At 69.9% G+C, this 15,916-nt stretch carries 18 protein-coding genes; 15 read left to right on the forward strand and 3 right to left on the reverse strand.

The annotated features are described in order from the left end of the window. Positions 1–30 precede the first annotated feature (30 nt). Entirely contained in the window at positions 31–1,251 is a 1,221-nt protein-coding gene (locus ACIBJF_RS10620) for an RNA-guided endonuclease InsQ/TnpB family protein (protein WP_399173319.1), read from the reverse strand. A 256-nt stretch (positions 1,252–1,507) separates the two neighbouring features. Between ACIBJF_RS10620 and ACIBJF_RS10625 the strand changes: the two genes are divergently transcribed. After that, on the forward strand, positions 1,508–2,110 hold the full coding sequence (locus ACIBJF_RS10625; RefSeq protein ID WP_399173320.1) for a hypothetical protein: 603 nt from the start codon (positions 1,508–1,510) through the stop codon (positions 2,108–2,110). Next, positions 2,107–2,535: a DUF5959 family protein gene (locus ACIBJF_RS10630; protein ID WP_399173321.1), complete on the forward strand. Its 429-nt coding sequence runs from the start codon at positions 2,107–2,109 to the stop codon at positions 2,533–2,535. The genes ACIBJF_RS10625 and ACIBJF_RS10630 overlap by 4 nt, the downstream gene beginning before the upstream one ends. 4 nt (positions 2,536–2,539) lie before the next feature. Here the strand turns inward: ACIBJF_RS10630 and ACIBJF_RS10635 are convergent, their stop codons facing one another. Together ACIBJF_RS10635 and ACIBJF_RS10640 are read right to left on the reverse strand one after the other, a co-directional pair. Beyond that, a complete protein-coding gene (locus ACIBJF_RS10635) occupies positions 2,540–3,190 on the reverse strand; it encodes a CatB-related O-acetyltransferase (protein WP_399173322.1) in 651 nt (216 codons plus the stop codon). Between the two features lie 150 nt (positions 3,191–3,340). After that, the gene (locus ACIBJF_RS10640; protein WP_399173323.1) at positions 3,341–5,062 is read right to left on the reverse strand and encodes a chitinase; all 1,722 of its coding nucleotides are present in this window, start codon (positions 5,060–5,062) and stop codon (positions 3,341–3,343) included. A gap of 331 nt (positions 5,063–5,393) precedes the next feature. Here ACIBJF_RS10640 and ACIBJF_RS10645 point away from each other — a divergent pair, with 331 nt between their 5' ends. The 13 genes from ACIBJF_RS10645 to ACIBJF_RS10705 all read left to right on the forward strand — a co-directional run bounded on the left by ACIBJF_RS10645 (position 5,394) and on the right by ACIBJF_RS10705 (position 15,913). Next, the gene (locus ACIBJF_RS10645) at positions 5,394–6,254 is read left to right on the forward strand and encodes a hypothetical protein (RefSeq protein WP_399173324.1); all 861 of its coding nucleotides are present in this window, start codon (positions 5,394–5,396) and stop codon (positions 6,252–6,254) included. A gap of 58 nt (positions 6,255–6,312) precedes the next feature. Further along, on the forward strand, positions 6,313–7,020 hold the full coding sequence (cpaB, locus tag ACIBJF_RS10650; RefSeq protein WP_399173325.1) for a Flp pilus assembly protein CpaB: 708 nt from the start codon (positions 6,313–6,315) through the stop codon (positions 7,018–7,020). 12 nt (positions 7,021–7,032) lie between these two features. Further along, complete coding sequence (locus ACIBJF_RS10655) at positions 7,033–8,271, forward strand: P-loop NTPase (protein ID WP_399173326.1); 1,239 nt, start codon at positions 7,033–7,035, stop codon at positions 8,269–8,271. A gap of 7 nt (positions 8,272–8,278) precedes the next feature. Beyond that, complete coding sequence (locus ACIBJF_RS10660; protein WP_351799068.1) at positions 8,279–8,659, forward strand: TadE family protein; 381 nt, start codon at positions 8,279–8,281, stop codon at positions 8,657–8,659. A 1-nt stretch (position 8,660) separates the two neighbouring features. Further along, a complete protein-coding gene (locus tag ACIBJF_RS10665) occupies positions 8,661–9,008 on the forward strand; it encodes a TadE/TadG family type IV pilus assembly protein (RefSeq protein ID WP_399173327.1) in 348 nt (115 codons plus the stop codon). Positions 9,009–9,024: 16 nt separating this feature from the next. Beyond that, on the forward strand, positions 9,025–10,362 hold the full coding sequence (locus tag ACIBJF_RS10670) for a CpaF family protein (protein WP_399173328.1): 1,338 nt from the start codon (positions 9,025–9,027) through the stop codon (positions 10,360–10,362). 6 nt (positions 10,363–10,368) lie between these two features. Next, a complete protein-coding gene (locus ACIBJF_RS10675) occupies positions 10,369–11,313 on the forward strand; it encodes a type II secretion system F family protein (RefSeq protein ID WP_399173329.1) in 945 nt (314 codons plus the stop codon). 16 nt (positions 11,314–11,329) lie between these two features. Further along, positions 11,330–12,220: a DUF5936 domain-containing protein gene (locus ACIBJF_RS10680; protein WP_399173330.1), complete on the forward strand. Its 891-nt coding sequence runs from the start codon at positions 11,330–11,332 to the stop codon at positions 12,218–12,220. A 25-nt stretch (positions 12,221–12,245) separates the two neighbouring features. Continuing rightward, a complete protein-coding gene (locus ACIBJF_RS10685) occupies positions 12,246–13,643 on the forward strand; it encodes a sensor histidine kinase (RefSeq protein ID WP_399173331.1) in 1,398 nt (465 codons plus the stop codon). An 11-nt stretch (positions 13,644–13,654) separates the two neighbouring features. Further along, the gene (locus tag ACIBJF_RS10690; RefSeq protein WP_399173333.1) at positions 13,655–14,404 is read left to right on the forward strand and encodes a response regulator; all 750 of its coding nucleotides are present in this window, start codon (positions 13,655–13,657) and stop codon (positions 14,402–14,404) included. 125 nt (positions 14,405–14,529) lie between these two features. Beyond that, complete coding sequence (locus tag ACIBJF_RS10695; protein ID WP_356301581.1) at positions 14,530–14,727, forward strand: hypothetical protein; 198 nt, start codon at positions 14,530–14,532, stop codon at positions 14,725–14,727. After that, complete coding sequence (locus ACIBJF_RS10700) at positions 14,724–15,323, forward strand: pilus assembly protein TadG-related protein (RefSeq protein WP_399173431.1); 600 nt, start codon at positions 14,724–14,726, stop codon at positions 15,321–15,323. The genes ACIBJF_RS10695 and ACIBJF_RS10700 overlap by 4 nt, the downstream gene beginning before the upstream one ends. A gap of 11 nt (positions 15,324–15,334) precedes the next feature. Continuing rightward, entirely contained in the window at positions 15,335–15,913 is a 579-nt protein-coding gene (locus ACIBJF_RS10705) for a hypothetical protein (RefSeq protein ID WP_399173334.1), read from the forward strand. Positions 15,914–15,916 lie beyond the last annotated feature (3 nt).

Below are 15,916 nucleotides of genomic sequence, written 5' to 3' on the forward strand. Positions count from 1 at the left end.
ACCCTCCAGGGCTGAGCGGGGATTTACGGCTCAGGCCGCCACCGGAGCCGGCGGCTCGGGTGGTCTTACGCCCTCGACACCGTCCGGGTTCCAACCTGCCCGGACCAGCATCACGCGGGCGGAGTTCTTGTCCCTGGGGGACACCACTCCACACACGGTGCAGGCATACGTTCTCATCGACAGAGGCAGTGCGTGCTTGGTTCTCGCTCCGCACTTGGCACAGTCCATCGTGGTGTGCGCCGGGTGCACAAGACGGACGTCCCGCCCGTGCTTGCGGCCCATCTCGCACAGGGCACGCTTCGTGGCGGCGATGGCGGCATCGGCCGCCTTGCGGGCCATGGTGGTCTTCGCCAGGAACCTCGGCCTGAAGTCCTCCACCGCAACCCCGTCGTGGCCGCGCATCACCCGCTTGGCCCACTTGCGGGCGGTGTCCTCCCGCTGCCTCGCGATCTTCTTGTGCAGCTTCGCCGCCTGCGCCTGGGCCTTGCGGTAGCCGGCGGATGCGGGCTGTCCCTTCGGAGGCCGCCGCCGGGCCATCATCCGCTGGTACCTCGCCAGCCGCTGCGCGGCCCGCCTGCCGTGCTCGGCATGCGGGAGATCGTAGGCGTCGTCGGTGGTGGTGGCGGTCTCCGTCACACCCCAGTCCACCCCGAGGACGCGCCCCGTGGCGGCGAGCGGTTCGCTCTGGGCGGGAACGACGAAGGACACGTACCAGTGGCCGAGCGTGTCCTGGTACACCCGCACACTCGACGGGTCGGCCGGCAGGTCCCGCGACCACACCACCGTCAGCACGATCTGGCCCGCGAGGTGCAGGCGGCCGTCCCTGAGGCGGAAACCGCGCTTGGTGTAGTTGAGGCTGGGCCGCGCCTCCCGCTTCTTCTTCCACCTGGGCATCTGGGCCCGGCGGTGCGTCGGAAGCCGGTCCTTGATGTCCTTCAGCGCCTTCGCGCGGGACGTGGCGAAGTCGCGTATCACCTGCTGCTGAGGCACGCTCGCGCCCTCAGCCAGCCAGGGCGTCACCCCGCGTGCCTCGGTCAGCATCTTGTCGAGCTGAGCCGGACCACACGTCACCTTCTCGCCACCCGCCCGGCTCTGCGCGTGGACCTGCTGGGACTTCGCGACGCACTCATTCCAGATCCAGCGGCAGCGATCCCACTCGGCTTCGAGCCGGCGCCTGGCCGTGTTCGACAGGCGCACACGGAAGGTGTACCGGGCATGCCCGGTGTCCTTCGTGGTCGCCTCTGTCGTCATGCATCCGAACCTACCCGAGGCCACTGACAGTTGAGAGCTCTCGATGATCGTGGGCGGCATCACCGCCGTGCGGGGTGGACGCCGGATCGCCCTGACCGCGATCCGGCTACCCCTGCCCTGCTCCGCAGGAGTCCGATTCCTCCCCGGCCTGAAGGCCGGGGCATCCTCGGAGGAACCCGGTGAACGTGACGTGAGTGAAACCGGGGATGGGCGGGCTGACTGGTTCCGGCACAGGTAAGTCGTCCATACTGCCGCCGTGGAGCAGCGCATAGGAGCGAGCAGCAAGCCGTCCGAGGCCGAACCGTTGAAGGTCGAGCCCGTGACGGGCGCCGGTTTCGACCCGGCGTTCATCCCCGGAATCACGGGCCCGGCACCGGCCAGGTCGGCGGAGCCGGCGGACGCGGAGCCGGAGTCGGTGGAGCCGGAGGACTCGAAGGGGCCTGAGGCGGCCGGGGTGTCCGAGGCGGCCGAGGTGACCGAAGTGACCGAGGTGACCGAGGAAGCCGGGGAGTCCGCGGACGACGGCGGCCTGGACGACGGTCCGGACGGAGGTCCGGTCTTCGAGGCCTCCGACCGGCGGGCGAAGATCGTGGCCGACCGCAAGGGCGTCCGTCTCCGGCTGGACGAGGAGTCCTGCGAGTTCCGCTGGGACGAGATCGCGGCGGTCGAGACGGAGTCCCCCCGCTTCGGCAAGCGCTACACGATCACCGTCCACACCCCGGAACGCCGCTGGTACCCGATCGAGATCGAGGCGGCGGCCCGGGCGCGCTTCAAGGAGTGGGACGAGCAGCTGGACGCGGTACTGGACGCGTACTTCGAGGACTCCAAGGACTCCAAGGACTCCAAGGACGCCGAGTGACCGGAGCCGGTCCGGGCCCGGTGGACCTGGTCCATCTGGAGGACGTGGACGGCAGCTTTTGCGTCGTACGCGTGACCGGCCCGTCCCAACCCGTCGGCGAGACCCTCAGGGCCGACGTGTTGCTCTCCACGAGCTTTCTCGACGCACGCCTGGACGTCCACCTCTTCCCGCAGGATCTCGACGACTGGCAGGGCGGCTTGATCGAGCTGGCGCCGGGGCGTGACCTCAGCATCGGGAACGAGCGCGGACTGACGCTCATGCTGCACATGTTCGAGGACCGCTCCCTGGCAGTGACGGTCCACGACCCCGACCGTCTCACCGCGATGTTCGGCATCGATCCGGAGGAGAACTGGATCGACGACCATCACGAGCGAGTGAACCAGGTCAGACGGAGCTGGTGGAAGGGGTCTCCTTCAGGGCGTTGACGACTCAACCGCGGGGGATGTCCCGGGCGGCGGCCTCCAGGTCGTCGATCGTGCCCGACATGATCGTTCGCACGTGCTCGGTGATGTGTTCCGCCGGCCAGTCCCACCAGGCCACCGCCAGCAGGCGGGCGACGTCCCGGTCGTCGTAGCGGGTGCGGATGAGGCGCGCCGGGTTGCCGCCGACGATGCCGTAGTCGGGTACGTCGGTGGTGACCACCGCGCCGGTGGCGATGATCGCGCCGTGGCCGATCCGTACGCCGGGCATCACCGTGGCGCCGTGGCCGAACCAGACGTCGTTGCCGACGATGGTGTCCCCGCGGTTGGGCAGGCCGGTGAGCAGGTCGAAGTGGTCGGCCCAGGAACCGCCCATGGTGGGGAAGGGGAAGGTCGAGGGGCCGTCCATGCGGTGGTTGGCGCCGTTCATGACGAACCGCACCCCCGTGCCCAGCGCGCAGAACTTGCCGATGATCAGCTTCTCGGGGCCGTAGTGGTAGAGCACGTTGCGGGTCTCGAACGCGGTCGGGTCGTCCGGGTCGTCGTAGTAGGAGTACTCGCCAACCTCGATCAGCGGGGACCTGACCAGCGGTTTGAGCAGCACCACCCGCGGCTGCTCGGGCATGGGGTGGAGGACCGTCGGGTCGGCGGGTACGGGCATGGCGGGCGCATCCTCGGCGGTCGTGAGCGGCGGTGACCGGTCCATGTTCGCCGTAACCCGGTGTCCGGGGCACTGGATCGTCGCCTGTGCGTAGGTGCGACGACGCCCGGGCCGCTGCGGCCCGGGCGTCGTCACCACGTGGAACCCGTGTCATGGCAGCGCGTGCACATGCGCTCCCACCGCGTTCGACCACGCGTTCCCCGCCGAAGCGTCCCAGTTCGTCGACCAGGTCATCGCGCCCCGGAGGTCGGGATAGGTCTTGGACGGCTTGAAGGTGCCGCAGTTGGTGCCGGCCGTCAGGCAGTCCAGGGCGTTGTTCACCACCGTGGGCGAGACGTAGCCGCTGCCCGCCGCGCTGGTCGAGGCCGGGAGGCCGAGGCCCACCTGGGAGGGGGAGAGGCCGCCCTGGAGCTGGATGCAGGCGAGGGCGGTGAGGAAGTCCACCGAGCCCTGGCTGTAGACCTTGCCGTCGCAGCCCAGCATGGAACCGCTGTTGTAGTACTGCATGTTGACGACCGTGAGGATGTCCTTCACGTTGAGCGCGGTCTGGAAGTACGCGTTCGACGTCGACTGCATGTCGATCGTCTGCGGGGCCATCGTGATGATCAGGGACGAGCCCGCCTTCGCGGACAGGGCGCGCAGCGCCTGGGTCATGTACGTCGCGTTGAGGCCGTTCTCCAGGTCGATGTCCACGCCGTCGAAGCCGTACGTCTGCATCAGCGAGTAGACCGAGTTCGCGAAGTTCGTCGCCGACGTCGAGTCGCTTACCGACACCGTGCCGTTCTGGCCGCCGATCGAGACGATGACCTTCTTGCCCGCCGCCTGCTTGGCCTTGATGTCCGCCTTGAACTGGTCCACCGTGTAGCCGCCGAGGCCGGAGGAGTCCAGGTTGAAGGTCACCGCTCCGGGCGTCGAGGTGGCGTCCGCGAAGGCCACCGCGATGATGTCGTAGGAGGAGGGGACGCCGGAGAGCTTCTGGACCGTCGCGCCGTTGTTGAAGTTCTGCCAGTAGCCGGTCACCGCGTGCCTGGGCAGCGCACCGCCACCGCCTCCGCCTCCGGTCGAGGCCGTCGTGGGCGTCACCGGCGCCGACTTGGCCGACTCGCCCGCCGTGTTCGTCGCCGTCACCTGGAAGGTGTACGACGTGGCGGCGGTCAGGCCGGTCACGGTCGCCGACGTTCCCGTCACCGCCGTCACCTTCGTGCCGTCGCGGTAGACGTTGTAGCCCGTCGCGCCCGACACCGGGGACCAGGACAGCGAGACGGAGGAGGACGTCGTACCGGAGACCGTCACGCCGGTGGGAGCCGCCGGGACCGTCGGGGCCGGGTCGCCGCCTCCGCCGCCGTCGGGGCCGTAGACCGAGACGTCGTCGGCGTGGTAGGGCGCCTGGCCGTACCAGCCGTGCGTGTAGATCGTGACGGATGTCGTGGACGATCCCGTGGTGAAGGTCGTGGACAGTTGCTTCCAGGCGGAGGTGTCCGGCGTCCATGTGGACACGTCCGTCGTGCCGGTGCCCGTCACGCCCAGGTAGGAGTAGCCGCCCTGCACCCACGCGCTCAGCGTGTACGTCGAGTTGGCCTTGACCGCGACCGTCTGGGTGCACTGGGCGTTGTCCTGGCCGGCCGGGGTCGCCTTCAGCGCCGAGGTGCCGGAGTGCACCGGTGAGGAGACGGTCGTGCCGCTGGCCGCCGTGCACGTCCAGTTGGACAGGCCCGACTCGAAGCCCGCGTTCTTGACGTTGTTGACGTCCGCCGCGGCGGCCGGGCCGGCGGCCGCGGTGAGGCCCGCCACGGAGAGGGCCAGTGCCGTGGCGGCGGACCACAGGGTGATTCGCCGTCCGCGGGGTCTGGGTATGCCTGGTGCATGGTCCACTGGGGCCTCCGGTGGGGAAGAGGAGTCGGAGAAGAGGGAGCCGTGGCGGGCAGGGAGGGGAAGAGACGGGGTGGCCGCCGTCGCGCATACAAGTTGGTCCAGACCAATCCGGGTGTCAAGAGGTCCAGACCAAATCGGCTTCCGGATCGCCACTCAAGCTGTCCGTATTTGGCCGGAGTTGTGAACAGAGAGTTCCACGCGAGCTTCACAAACGCTGTTCTCCGGTCATCCGGCCGTGGATACAGTGCTCACGTAGTCACGCAGTGAAGTCGTCCTGGCGCACGGGAGTTACCTCTGTGGGCCGGGGGGTGTGAAGAGCGGGGAGCTGCGCGTGCCAACTGCCATCGCCGTGACCAGTGCCGACATGGCGCTGCCGGCGCAGGACGAACGGACCATGCCCGCCGTCGTGCTCGCAGGGCTCGACCAGCGGCCCCTGGAGCAGGCGCTCACCGAACTCCACACCCTGACCGAGCAGTACGGATACGTGGTCGTCGTGTGCTCGACCGCCACTTCGGAATCCGTCGTACGACGGCTGCACACCCTGCGCTCGCTGCTGGAGAGCGATCGCATCGCCCTCTTCCGGCCGGAGCTGCCCCCGCTGGGCATCGCCGTCCTCGCCCGCCAGCTGCGGCAGCTCGCCTCCTGCGATCTGAGCCCCGGCGTGCTCGCCTCCGCCGGGCGGCTGCTCACCCACTACATCCACGCCGGGGCCGTGCTCGGCTCGGTCGCCAAGCTGGACCGGGTGCCGGTCGGGCTGAAGGCGCACGCCAAGTCCTGGGTCCCCGGCAGCCAGTTCGCCGTGCTCGCCCATCCCGAACCCCAGCTCGTGCGCATAGGGCCCGGCGTCACGCTCAAGGGGCCCGAGTTCAACACCTGGATGCTCGTCGCCAAGGGGCAGACGCAGGGTGACTGGGTCGCCGGGCTCGCGGGGCAGTGGAGCGTGCACGGGCTGCGCGAGGTCCCGCTGCCCGCCGAGTCCCCGGTGTGGTGGGGCACGGGCCGCATGACCGAATTCTGCAGCTACCTCGCGGATCTGTCCGTTCTGTACCAGCTGGTCACGTCGGTACGGCAGACCGCCTGCCACTGGTGCGGACTGGACGTCATCGGCGACCGCTGCGTCTTCTGCTCCGCCACCCCGCCCGCCTACGAACCCGCCGCGCCCCGCGCCCTGGAACGGCGCACGCCCGCCTGACCCGACCAGCAAGTCCGCATCCCGCTCGACCGATTCCCCCAATGAGGTTGCACGGTTCATGAACTCCCGTCAGCGCCGCGGCGTGATACTCCTGATCCTGTCGGTCCTGTGCGCTCTCGGCGCGTTCGCCGGCGTGCTCTCCGTCGTCCGCAACGTCGATTCCAAGGTCGGCCCGGAGGTCACCGCCTACCGGGTGCGGTCCGACGTCAAGCCGTACACCACCCTGGACGCCGGTCAGTTCGAGAAGATCGAGATGCCCAGACGGTGGCTGTCCGGCAACGCGGTCACGGATCTGCGGCAGATCCAGGGCAAGATCGCGGTCACCACCCTGCGCAAGGGCTCGCTGCTCCAGAGCGACATGATCGTCGACCAGCCCGCCCTCCAGCCCGGACAGCAGGAGGTCGCCATCATGATCGACGCGGCGACCGGCGTGGCGGGGAAGATCACCCCCGGATCGCACGTCAACGTGTACGCCACCTTCGCCGGAAAGAAGGAAGGCGACCCGGACCAGTCGAAGATCATCGTCACCGACGCCCGGGTCCTCGACGTCGGCCAGATCACCGCCCTCGACCCGGACCAGAGCAAGAACCAGCAGCAGCCCAGCGAGGCCGTCCCCATCACCTTCGCGCTGTCCACCCTCGACGCCCAGCGCATCACCTACGCCGAGTCCTTCGCCCAGCGCGTCCGGCTCGCGCTGGTGGCGCCCGGCAGCGAGACCAGCGTCCCCGACAAGGACCGCACCTACGAACTCGCGACGGACAAGTGAGAGGCGGCCCGCATGCCTACCAGGATCCTCCCGGCGGGAGCCGACCCGGACGCCGTACGCTCCCTCACTACCCTGCTCAGCCAGCTCCCGGACGCCGAACCGCAGTCGCCGGTCGGCGACTCCACCCAGCTCGTCGACACCCTCGCCCGCCTCGCCGCCGAGTCCGTGGACGAACTGCCCGAGGTCGTGGTCGTCCACGAGCGGATCGGCCCGGTACCGGCCCTGGAGCTGATCCGCGAGGTCGCGCTCCGCTTCCCTGCCGTCGGCGTCATCCTCGTCACCACCGACGCCGGCCCCGGCCTGTTCTCCGCCGCCATGGACTCCGGCGCCCGCGGCTTGGTCGCGCTCCCGCTGTCGTACGAGGAACTCGCCAGCCGGGTCCAGGCCGTCGCCCAGTGGTCGACGGGGGTACGGCGTCATCTCGGCCACGGGTCCGACGTGTTCGGCGGAGTCGGCGGCACGGTCGTCACGGTCAGCGGGGCGAAGGGGGGCGTGGGTGCCACCCTGGCGGCGATCCAGCTGGCTCTCGCCGCGCAGGCCTCCGGGCGGCCGACGGCTCTGCTCGACCTGGATCTGCAGACCGGGGACGTCGCCTCCTACCTGGACATCCAGTTCCGGCGGTCCGTGGTCGACCTCGCCGCCATCACCGACATCTCCCCCCGCGTCCTCGCCGACGCCGTCTTCCGCCACGACACCGGGCTCGCCCTGCTCCTCGCGCCCGGCGAGGGCGAACGCGGCGAGGAGGTCACCGACCGCGTCGCCCGCCAGATCGTCAGCGCCCTGCGCTCCCGCTACGAGGTGGTCGTCGTCGACTGCGGCGCCCAGCTGAGCGGGGCGGGCGCGGCGGTGGTGGAGATGGCCGACATTGCGCTGCTGGTCACCACGCCGGACGTCATCGCCGTCCGCGCCGCCAAGCGGACCGTACGGATGTGGGACCGGCTGCAGATCCGCAAGGCCGAGGAGACGACCGTGGTCGTCAACCGGCACACACGCAGCACGGAGATCCAGCCCGCGCTCGTGCAGCGCATCACCGGGACGGCGCTGGCACGTACGGCCATTCCCGCCAACTTCAAGGAACTTCAGGCCGTTGTCGACGCCGGGCGGGTGCACGAGCTGGACAACAGGAGTTCCGTGAAGCAGGCCTTGTGGGGGCTCGCGGGGGAGCTGGGGCTCGTGCGGGCGGCCGAGGGGGCCGCGGCCCATCGGGGGAGTGGACGTGGTCCGGGTGGGTTCCGGCGGCGGAAGGAGTGAGCGCTCCATGAGGAGGCCGGGTGGCGATCGGGGGCAGGTGAGCATCGAGTTTCTCGGGATGACGCCGTTGATCATTCTGACCTTGGTGCTCGTGTGGCAGGCCGTGCTCGTGGGGTACACCTTCACGCTCGCCGGGAATGCCGCGGACGAGGCGGTGCGGGCGGGGACGGCGGCGCCGCGAGGGGAACGGTCCGGGGTCTGCCGGCAGGCGGCGCTGAAGCATCTGTCGGGGGCGTGGCAAGGGGGTGCCGAGGTGAGCGGGTGCGACCAGACCGGCTATGTGAGCGTGGACGTGAGGCTCAGGGTTCCCGTCCTCTTCCCCGGCCTGATCGACTTCCCGGCCCACGTGACCGGTCACGCCGGTGCCGTCGAGGAGGTGAAGCGCTGAGATGCCGTACCGGCGCGAACGGCGGGACAGGGGCCAAGTCGCCATCGAATACCTCGGGTTCATTCCGGTTCTCCTGATCGTGGCCATGGCCGGCATCCAGATCGGGGCCGTCGCCTACGCCGCCGAGCAGGCCGGTACGGCGGCCAGGGCGGGGGCCCGGGCCGCGTCCCTGGAGCAGGACCCGCAGCAGGCGTGCGCCCAGGCGGTCAGCGGCGGACTCACGGTGTCGTGCGGCAGGTCAGGCGGTGGTGCGGGCTCGGTCACCGTCACCGCCACCGTGAAGATCCCGAAGATCATCTGGGACTTCGGCAACGCCACCAAGTCCGCCACCATGCCGCTCGACCACTAAGCGAGGAGGTGCCGACATGAGCCTGCGGGCACGCATCAGCACTCCGGAGGAGCACGGCAGCCGGGGCGAGGACGGGCATCTGGTCGCCTCTTACCGGGCCAAGCTGCTGGAGGAGATCGATCTCGCGGAGATGAGCTCGCTCGCGGCCGCCGAGCGCCGGGCCCGCCTCGAGCGGGTGCTCGGGCACATCATCAGCCGCGAGGGCCCGGTGCTGTCGACCGTGGAGCGCGCACAGCTGATCCGCCGGGTCGTGGACGAGGCGCTGGGCCTCGGCATCCTGGAGCCGTTGCTGGAGGACGCGTCGATCACCGAGATCATGGTGAACGGACCCGACGCGATCTTCGTGGAACGCGGCGGCCGCGTCGAGCAGTTGCCGCTCCGGTTCGTCTCCGCCGACCAGCTGATGCAGACCATCGAGCGGATCGTGTCCACGGTCAACCGCCGGGTGGACGAGTCCAACCCGATGGTGGACGCCCGGCTGCCCTCCGGCGAGCGCGTCAACGTCATCATCCCGCCGCTGTCCCTGACCGGCCCGATCCTCACCATCCGCCGCTTCCCGCGCTCCTTCACCCTCCAGGAGCTGATCTCCTTCGGCTCGCTGGACGAGCACATGGTGTATCTGCTGGCCGGGCTGGTGCAGGCCAAGTTCAACATCATCGTCTCCGGCGCCACGGGCACCGGGAAGACGACCCTGCTGAACGCGCTGTCGGGTCTGATCCCGTCCCACGAGCGCATCATCACCATCGAGGACTCCGCCGAGCTCCAGCTCCAGCAGACGCACGTGGTCCGGCTGGAGGCGCGGCCGCCGAACGTCGAGGGCAAGGGCCAGGTCACCATCCGCGACCTGGTCCGCAACTCGCTGCGCATGCGCCCGGACCGGATCGTGGTCGGTGAGGTCCGTGGCGGCGAGTCCCTCGACATGCTCCAGGCGATGTCGACGGGCCACGACGGATCGCTGGCGACGGTGCACGCCAACAGCGCGGAGGACGCGCTCACCCGGCTGCAGACCCTCGCCTCCATGTCCGACGTCGAAGTGCCCTTCGCAGCCCTGCACGACCAGATCAACAGCGCGGTCGACGTCATCGTCCAGCTCACCCGGTTCGCCGACGGCGCCCGCCGGATCACCGAGATCGCGCTCCTCGACAGCCACGGCGGGGAGCCGTACCGGATCGCCACCGTGGCCCGGTTCGACGCCCAGCCCATGACCCCCGACGGCCGCGTGTACGGCAGCTTCCGGTACTTCCCGCTGCCGCGCCGCAGCGCCGACCGCCTCTACATGGCGAGCCAGCCCGTCCCGCAGGCCTTCGGAGTCGCCCACTCCGTGGACCAGCTCGCCACCCGAGAAGCCAGGTAGGCCCCCATGGAACTGCACACCCTCGTCCAGCTCACCACCGGCGTGACGCTGCTGACCTGCGTCCTGGCGGTGGCCGGCGTCCACGCCTACGCCTCGGGCCGGGCCCAGCGCGCGGCCCTCGTGGACCGGCTCACCCACACGGGCCCGGTCCCGGCGGCCGGCCGCAGGCGCCGCTTCCGCGACCTGGACCGGCGGCTGCGCCGCACCCGCCTCGGCCGCCGACTGGAGCTGCGCCTGGCGGCGACCGGACTGGACGTCACCCCGGGTGAGTTCTTCGTCTACATGCTCGCCACGGTCGCCGCCCTGTGGCTGATCGGCCAGGCCACCCTGGCCCCCTTCTTCGGGCCGCTCGCCGGCCTCCTCGGCATCTGGGCGGCGGTGCAGTTCCTCAACTGGCAGCGGCAGAAACGCATCGAGCGCTTCATCAACCAACTCCCCGAACTCGCCCGCATCCTGGCCAACGCCACCCAGGCCGGACTCGCCCTGCGCACCGCGATCGGCATGGCGGCGGAGGAGCTGGAGGCCCCGGCGGGTGAGGAACTGGTCAAGGTGTCCGACCAGTTGGCCATCGGGCACTCCCTCGACGACGCGCTGGACGAACTGGCGGACCGCCTCCCGTCCCGGGAGCTGGTCGTCCTCGTCACGACCCTGATCCTGTCCAACCGGGCGGGAGGCCAGGTGGTGTCGGCCCTGCGCAACCTGACCGAGACCCTGGAGGAACGCAAGGAGACCCGGCGCGAGATCCGCACCCAGCTCTCCCAGGTCACCATGACGTCGTACGCCGTCCCCGTCCTCGGCGTCGGCGCGCTCTTCCTCATGAACGCCGTGAAGGACGGCGCGCTGGCCCGCATGACCGGCTCACCCGTCGGCCAGGCCTGCGTGCTCATCGCCTTCGCCATGTACGCCGTCGGATTCGTCCTCATCCGGCGCCTGAGCCGGATCGACGTGTGAGGGGGCGGCCGGAGCGATGGTTGGATTTCTGCTCGCCCTGCTGATGGGGCTCGGCGTCTGGGGCGCCTTCGCCGGCATCCGGATGTACCGCGCGGACGCGAAACTCCCCGGTGACCTGGCGCTGGCCCTGGAGGTCGGCGCCACCCGCACCGGCGCCGTCGGCTCGGTCATCGACCGGATGGGCATGCGCTACGCCCCCGCCGTGCTGCGCCTGATGGGCCCGCGCCTGGTGACCAGGTACCGGCGCAAGATCGACCTCGCGGGCAACCCCGGCGGCCTGACCATCGACCGCTACGCGGCCCGCCGGGCCGTCTACGGCGCGCTCGGCGCGGTGGGCTGCCTGGTCTTCCTCCTGCGCGGCCAGTGGTTCGTGGCCGTACTGCTGCTGCTCTTCGGCGCGTTCTGGACGGAGGTCGGCATCTGGTCGGCGATCCGGGTCCGCAAGGACGTCATCGAGCGCACGCTGCCGGACTTCCTGGACGTGCTGGCGGTGGTGGTCAGCGCCGGCCTCGGCTTCCGCCAGGCCCTGGACCGCGTGGCCTCCCGCTACGAGGGCCCGTGGGCCGACGAACTGCGCATCACCCTGCGCCAGATGGACCTCGGCATGAGCCGCCGCCAGGCCTTCGCGGAACTGAGGCGCAGGAACGACTCGGAACAGGTGGCGATGTTCGTGACGGCACTGCAGCAGGGGGAGGAACTGGGCGCCCCGATCGTGGACACGCTGGTCTCCCTGGCGAAGGACATGCGCCGCACGGACGCCCAGAACGCCCGCCGCAAGGCCGCCCGCGCGGTGCCCAAGGCCACACTGATGATCACCACGTTCATGGTCCCGGCCACGATGCTGCTGCTGGGCGCCGGCCTGCTCCTCGGCTCCGGCGTGGACTTCGGCTCGCTCACGGGGAAGTGAGGCGGACGTGACGGTGGCCGGGTCGATGGGGCGTGGGAGAGGAGTGTTCTCCGGGGGCGGCGGCCGGGTGCGCGCAGCCGTCGGCTGGTTCGTACGCCGCTGGAGGGCGACCGCCGGTACGGATCCCGCCACCGCCGAACCCTCGGAGAAGATCCAGATCCGCGCACTGCAGGCGATGTGCCGGCAGGTCTTCGGATTCCGGCTGGCCATGATCGCCGTGGCGGCCCCCGCCGCGCTGCTCAACGCGGCCCCCGGCCTGGGCGTGCGCCTGGTCGGCGCGGCCGTGGTCGTGACGTTCATGGTGTCGTACGTCCTGTTCCGCGACTGGGAGCGCTTCGGCCCGCTCCTCCTGCGCCACCCCAGCCTCCTCGCCGCCGACACCCTCTTCGGCTCGTTCCTCCTGGTCTCGGCCGGCCCGGACACCACCCTCGCCTACGTCAGCGTCTGCACGCCGCTCCTGGCCGGCCTGGTCTACAGCTGGCGGGGCGCGGCCTGCTTCGCCTCCCTCCAGTCCCTGATCCTGCTGCTGGTCCACGCCACCGTGAAGGCAGACCGGCACGCACCGATCGCCGAGGCCCTTCTCCTGCCCGGCCTGTGCGTCATCGCCGGCGCGATGGGCTCGACCCTGCGCAACCTGATGCTCCGCTTCGGCACCGCGACCCACGCCCTGACGACGGTCCAGGCGCGCCTCGCGGCGGCGGAAGCGGTGAGCGCCGAACGCGCCCGGCTCGCCCGCGAGATGCACGACTCCGTGGCCAAGACCCTGTACGGCGTGGCCCTCGCGGCGGACGGCCTGGCGGCGACGGCCTCGGCCGGCGCTCCCGACCCCGACCGCATCCGGCAACAGGCGGAACTGGTCTCCCGCTCGGCACGCAGGGCGGCGGCGGAGTCGAGGGACCTGCTGACGGACCTGCGCGGACAGCAACCGGACTCGATCGCCGGGGACGGGACGTCGATGTGGCGCGAACTGCCGGAGGTGGCGAGAGACTTCACGACCCGCACGGGACTGCCGGTCACCTGCTCCTGGGTGCCGCACGACAGCGGCGGTCCGAACACCGACCCCGCCCGACTCCCCGAGCTTCCCGCCCCCACGACCCGCCACTTCCTGTCCATCACCACGGAAGCGCTGGAGAACGCCTACCGCCACGCGCGCGCGACCCAGGTGGAGGTGGGGGCGGCCGTGCACGGAGACCTGCTGCGCCTCACGATCCACGACGACGGCCGGGGCCTGCCGCCCGGCACCACGCTCGAACGGCTCCGCGACTCCGGCCACTTCGGCCTGCTCGGCATGGTGGAGCGGGCCGCGCAGGTGGGCGCCCGGATCCGCATCGGCCGGGGCGGCCACGAGCGCGGTACGGAGGTGCGCGTGGAGCTCCCCCTGTCGTCCCCGAACGGCTCCGACCCGGCATCCCGGGAACTTTGAGAGGAGGCGCCATGCAGCACAGTGACCCCTGGCCCGAGGCCCCCACGCCGACGCCGCCGTTGCGGCTGTTGGTGGCCGACGACAACCCCGTGGTCCGGGCGGGCCTGACGGCACTGCTCTCGGGCCGCGAGGACACCACGGTGGTGGCGGAGGCGACGGACGGCAGAGAGGCCTACGAGGCGGCCCTACGACACCGCCCGGACGTCATCCTCCTCGACGTCCGGATGCCCGGGGTCGACGGAATCTCGGCGTTGCCGCACCTGGTGCGGCTGGCGCCGGTCATGATGCTCACCTACAGCCACGAGACGGAGACCGTGCGGGAGGCGTTGCGGCTGGGGGCGGGGGGATATCTGGTGCACGGCGAGTTCACGACGGAGCAGTTGCTGCGCGCGGTGCGGGATGTCCGGGAGGGGCGGCCGCATGTGACTCCGGGTGCGACGAAGGCGTTGCTGACGGAACTCCAGGCAAGTGCACCTGCACACGTGGAACGCGAAGTGCCGCAATTCTTAAGGAAAAACACACCCGAAGTTCTTTCGCAACTGCAATCCTCTATGGGACAGTCGTTCCGTTCACGTTTCCGGCTGAGCACGAGGGAGGCGGAGATCATGGACCTCATCGCGTCCGGCATGACCAACCAGCAGATCGCCGCCGCGTGCTTCATCTCCGAGAAGACGGTCAAGAACCACATCAACCGCATCTTCCCCAAGCTCCAGAGCACCACCCGCTCCCAGGCGGCCGCGAAGTGGTTGGGGGTGGCTTGAGGTGGATGCGTGGGGGAGGGGACGGCGGGGGGAATGGGTCCGGGGTTGGGTCCTGGGGCCCTCTCGAGAGTGCGGTGCTCCGGCATACGTTTTCCGGATCGGAGGCGAGTCCGGAGGGGACCACCATGAACAACTGGTTCAACACCACCGTCGCGTATCTGCAGGCCCGTGTTGCTCGCAGCGACAGGGGGCAGACCGCGGTGGAGTACCTCGGCATCATCGCGGTGGTGGTGGCGATCGTTCTGGCGATCACGGGGACGGACATCGGGCAGTCGATCTACAACGCGATCGTCTCCAAGATCACCGAAGTCACCGGCGGCTGAATCGGTCCGATCGGTACAACGACGCAGGGCAGGCCTTCCCCATCTACATCACGGTGGTGGCGGGCCTGCTCTTTCTTGCGTTCGCCTACCTCGCGGTCGGCCAAGCCGCGGTGAATCGGAGTGGCGCCCAGACGGCGGCCGACGCTGCGGCACTCGCGGCGGCTCAAGATACCCGGGACCAACTCGCCGGCAAGTGGGTGGAGGACGTACTCGACCCCACCAAGTGGAAGGAAATCTTCGACGGCGCGGGAGCGGGGAACTCGTGCTGGCGCGCAGTCCAGTTCGCTGCGCGGAACGATGCCCATGCCCAATGCGCGCATCCCGAACCACTTCGCTACGCGGTCGACGTACAGGCCAACAAGCCCGTCGGCGACTCCGTTGTCCCTGGCACTGAGCACATGAAGTCGAAGGCGTCCGCCACCGCCGTGATCGAGCCGCTCTGCACGTTCGATCTCCCTGACGGCAATTCCGGCAAAGGGGCACTGCCCCAACTCACCTGCAGGGACAGGAACTGGGACCTGAACCCGGACGACCTCACCGACCTCCCGAAACCGCAGGACCTCTTCGACGTCCACCTGGCGAACGACGAGCGATGAAGGATAGAGCGATGAGCATTCGGTTCACGGCGAAGGCCCGCAGGGGGATGGTCGCGTTGACCGTTGCGGCCGGTATGGCCCTCGGCGTGGCCGGTTGTGACAGCGGCGGCAGCAACGACAAGAAGCCGGAGACCTCGGCCTCGGCGTCCACGGGTGGGAGCGGCCCGAGGACTCAGGAAGGGCAGTCAACAGCACCCTTGGCCGAGTTGAAGGGGCCCGACGGGCTGCTGTTGCAGATTACCTCTGCTGTGCGGGACACCGGTGGGTTCGTCACGGTCAACGGCACCTTGAAGAACGACGGTGGCACCACCCTGATCATCCCCGCTCAGCTGAGTGGCAATGAGACCGAAATCATCAGGAACGGCCATTCGCTCGGCGGAGCCACCTTGGTGGATTCCAAGGGGAGGAAGCGGTACTACGTCCTCCGCGACACCGAGGGCCGTCCCCTGACGACAACAGGGCTCTCGACGATCAAATCCGGGGAGTCGGTCCCGGTGTTCATGCAGTTCCCCTCCCCGCCCACGGACACCGCCGAGGTGACCCTCCAGCTGCCCACCCTCTCCTCCGCCACCATCAAGATCTCCGGGTGAGGC

This window comes from Streptomyces sp. NPDC050743 (assembly GCF_044456925.1).
Taxonomy (GTDB): Bacteria; Actinomycetota; Actinomycetes; order Streptomycetales; family Streptomycetaceae; genus Streptomyces.

Excerpts from the sequence above, each read along its gene's own strand:
- ACIBJF_RS10620 (WP_399173319.1), bottom strand. The coding sequence starts at position 1,251 with ATGACGACAGAGGCGACCACGAAGGACACCGGGCATGCCCGGTACACC.
- ACIBJF_RS10635 (WP_399173322.1), bottom strand. The coding sequence starts at position 3,190 with ATGCCCGTACCCGCCGACCCGACGGTCCTCCACCCCATGCCCGAGCAG.
- cpaB (WP_399173325.1), top strand. The coding sequence starts at position 6,313 with ATGAACTCCCGTCAGCGCCGCGGCGTGATACTCCTGATCCTGTCGGTC.
- ACIBJF_RS10655 (WP_399173326.1), top strand. The coding sequence starts at position 7,033 with ATGCCTACCAGGATCCTCCCGGCGGGAGCCGACCCGGACGCCGTACGC.
- ACIBJF_RS10660 (WP_351799068.1), top strand. The coding sequence starts at position 8,279 with ATGAGGAGGCCGGGTGGCGATCGGGGGCAGGTGAGCATCGAGTTTCTC.
- ACIBJF_RS10665 (WP_399173327.1), top strand. The coding sequence starts at position 8,661 with ATGCCGTACCGGCGCGAACGGCGGGACAGGGGCCAAGTCGCCATCGAA.
- ACIBJF_RS10670 (WP_399173328.1), top strand. The coding sequence starts at position 9,025 with ATGAGCCTGCGGGCACGCATCAGCACTCCGGAGGAGCACGGCAGCCGG.
- ACIBJF_RS10675 (WP_399173329.1), top strand. The coding sequence starts at position 10,369 with ATGGAACTGCACACCCTCGTCCAGCTCACCACCGGCGTGACGCTGCTG.
- ACIBJF_RS10680 (WP_399173330.1), top strand. The coding sequence starts at position 11,330 with ATGGTTGGATTTCTGCTCGCCCTGCTGATGGGGCTCGGCGTCTGGGGC.
- ACIBJF_RS10685 (WP_399173331.1), top strand. The coding sequence starts at position 12,246 with ATGGGGCGTGGGAGAGGAGTGTTCTCCGGGGGCGGCGGCCGGGTGCGC.
- ACIBJF_RS10690 (WP_399173333.1), top strand. The coding sequence starts at position 13,655 with ATGCAGCACAGTGACCCCTGGCCCGAGGCCCCCACGCCGACGCCGCCG.
- ACIBJF_RS10695 (WP_356301581.1), top strand. The coding sequence starts at position 14,530 with ATGAACAACTGGTTCAACACCACCGTCGCGTATCTGCAGGCCCGTGTT.
- ACIBJF_RS10705 (WP_399173334.1), top strand. The coding sequence starts at position 15,335 with ATGAGCATTCGGTTCACGGCGAAGGCCCGCAGGGGGATGGTCGCGTTG.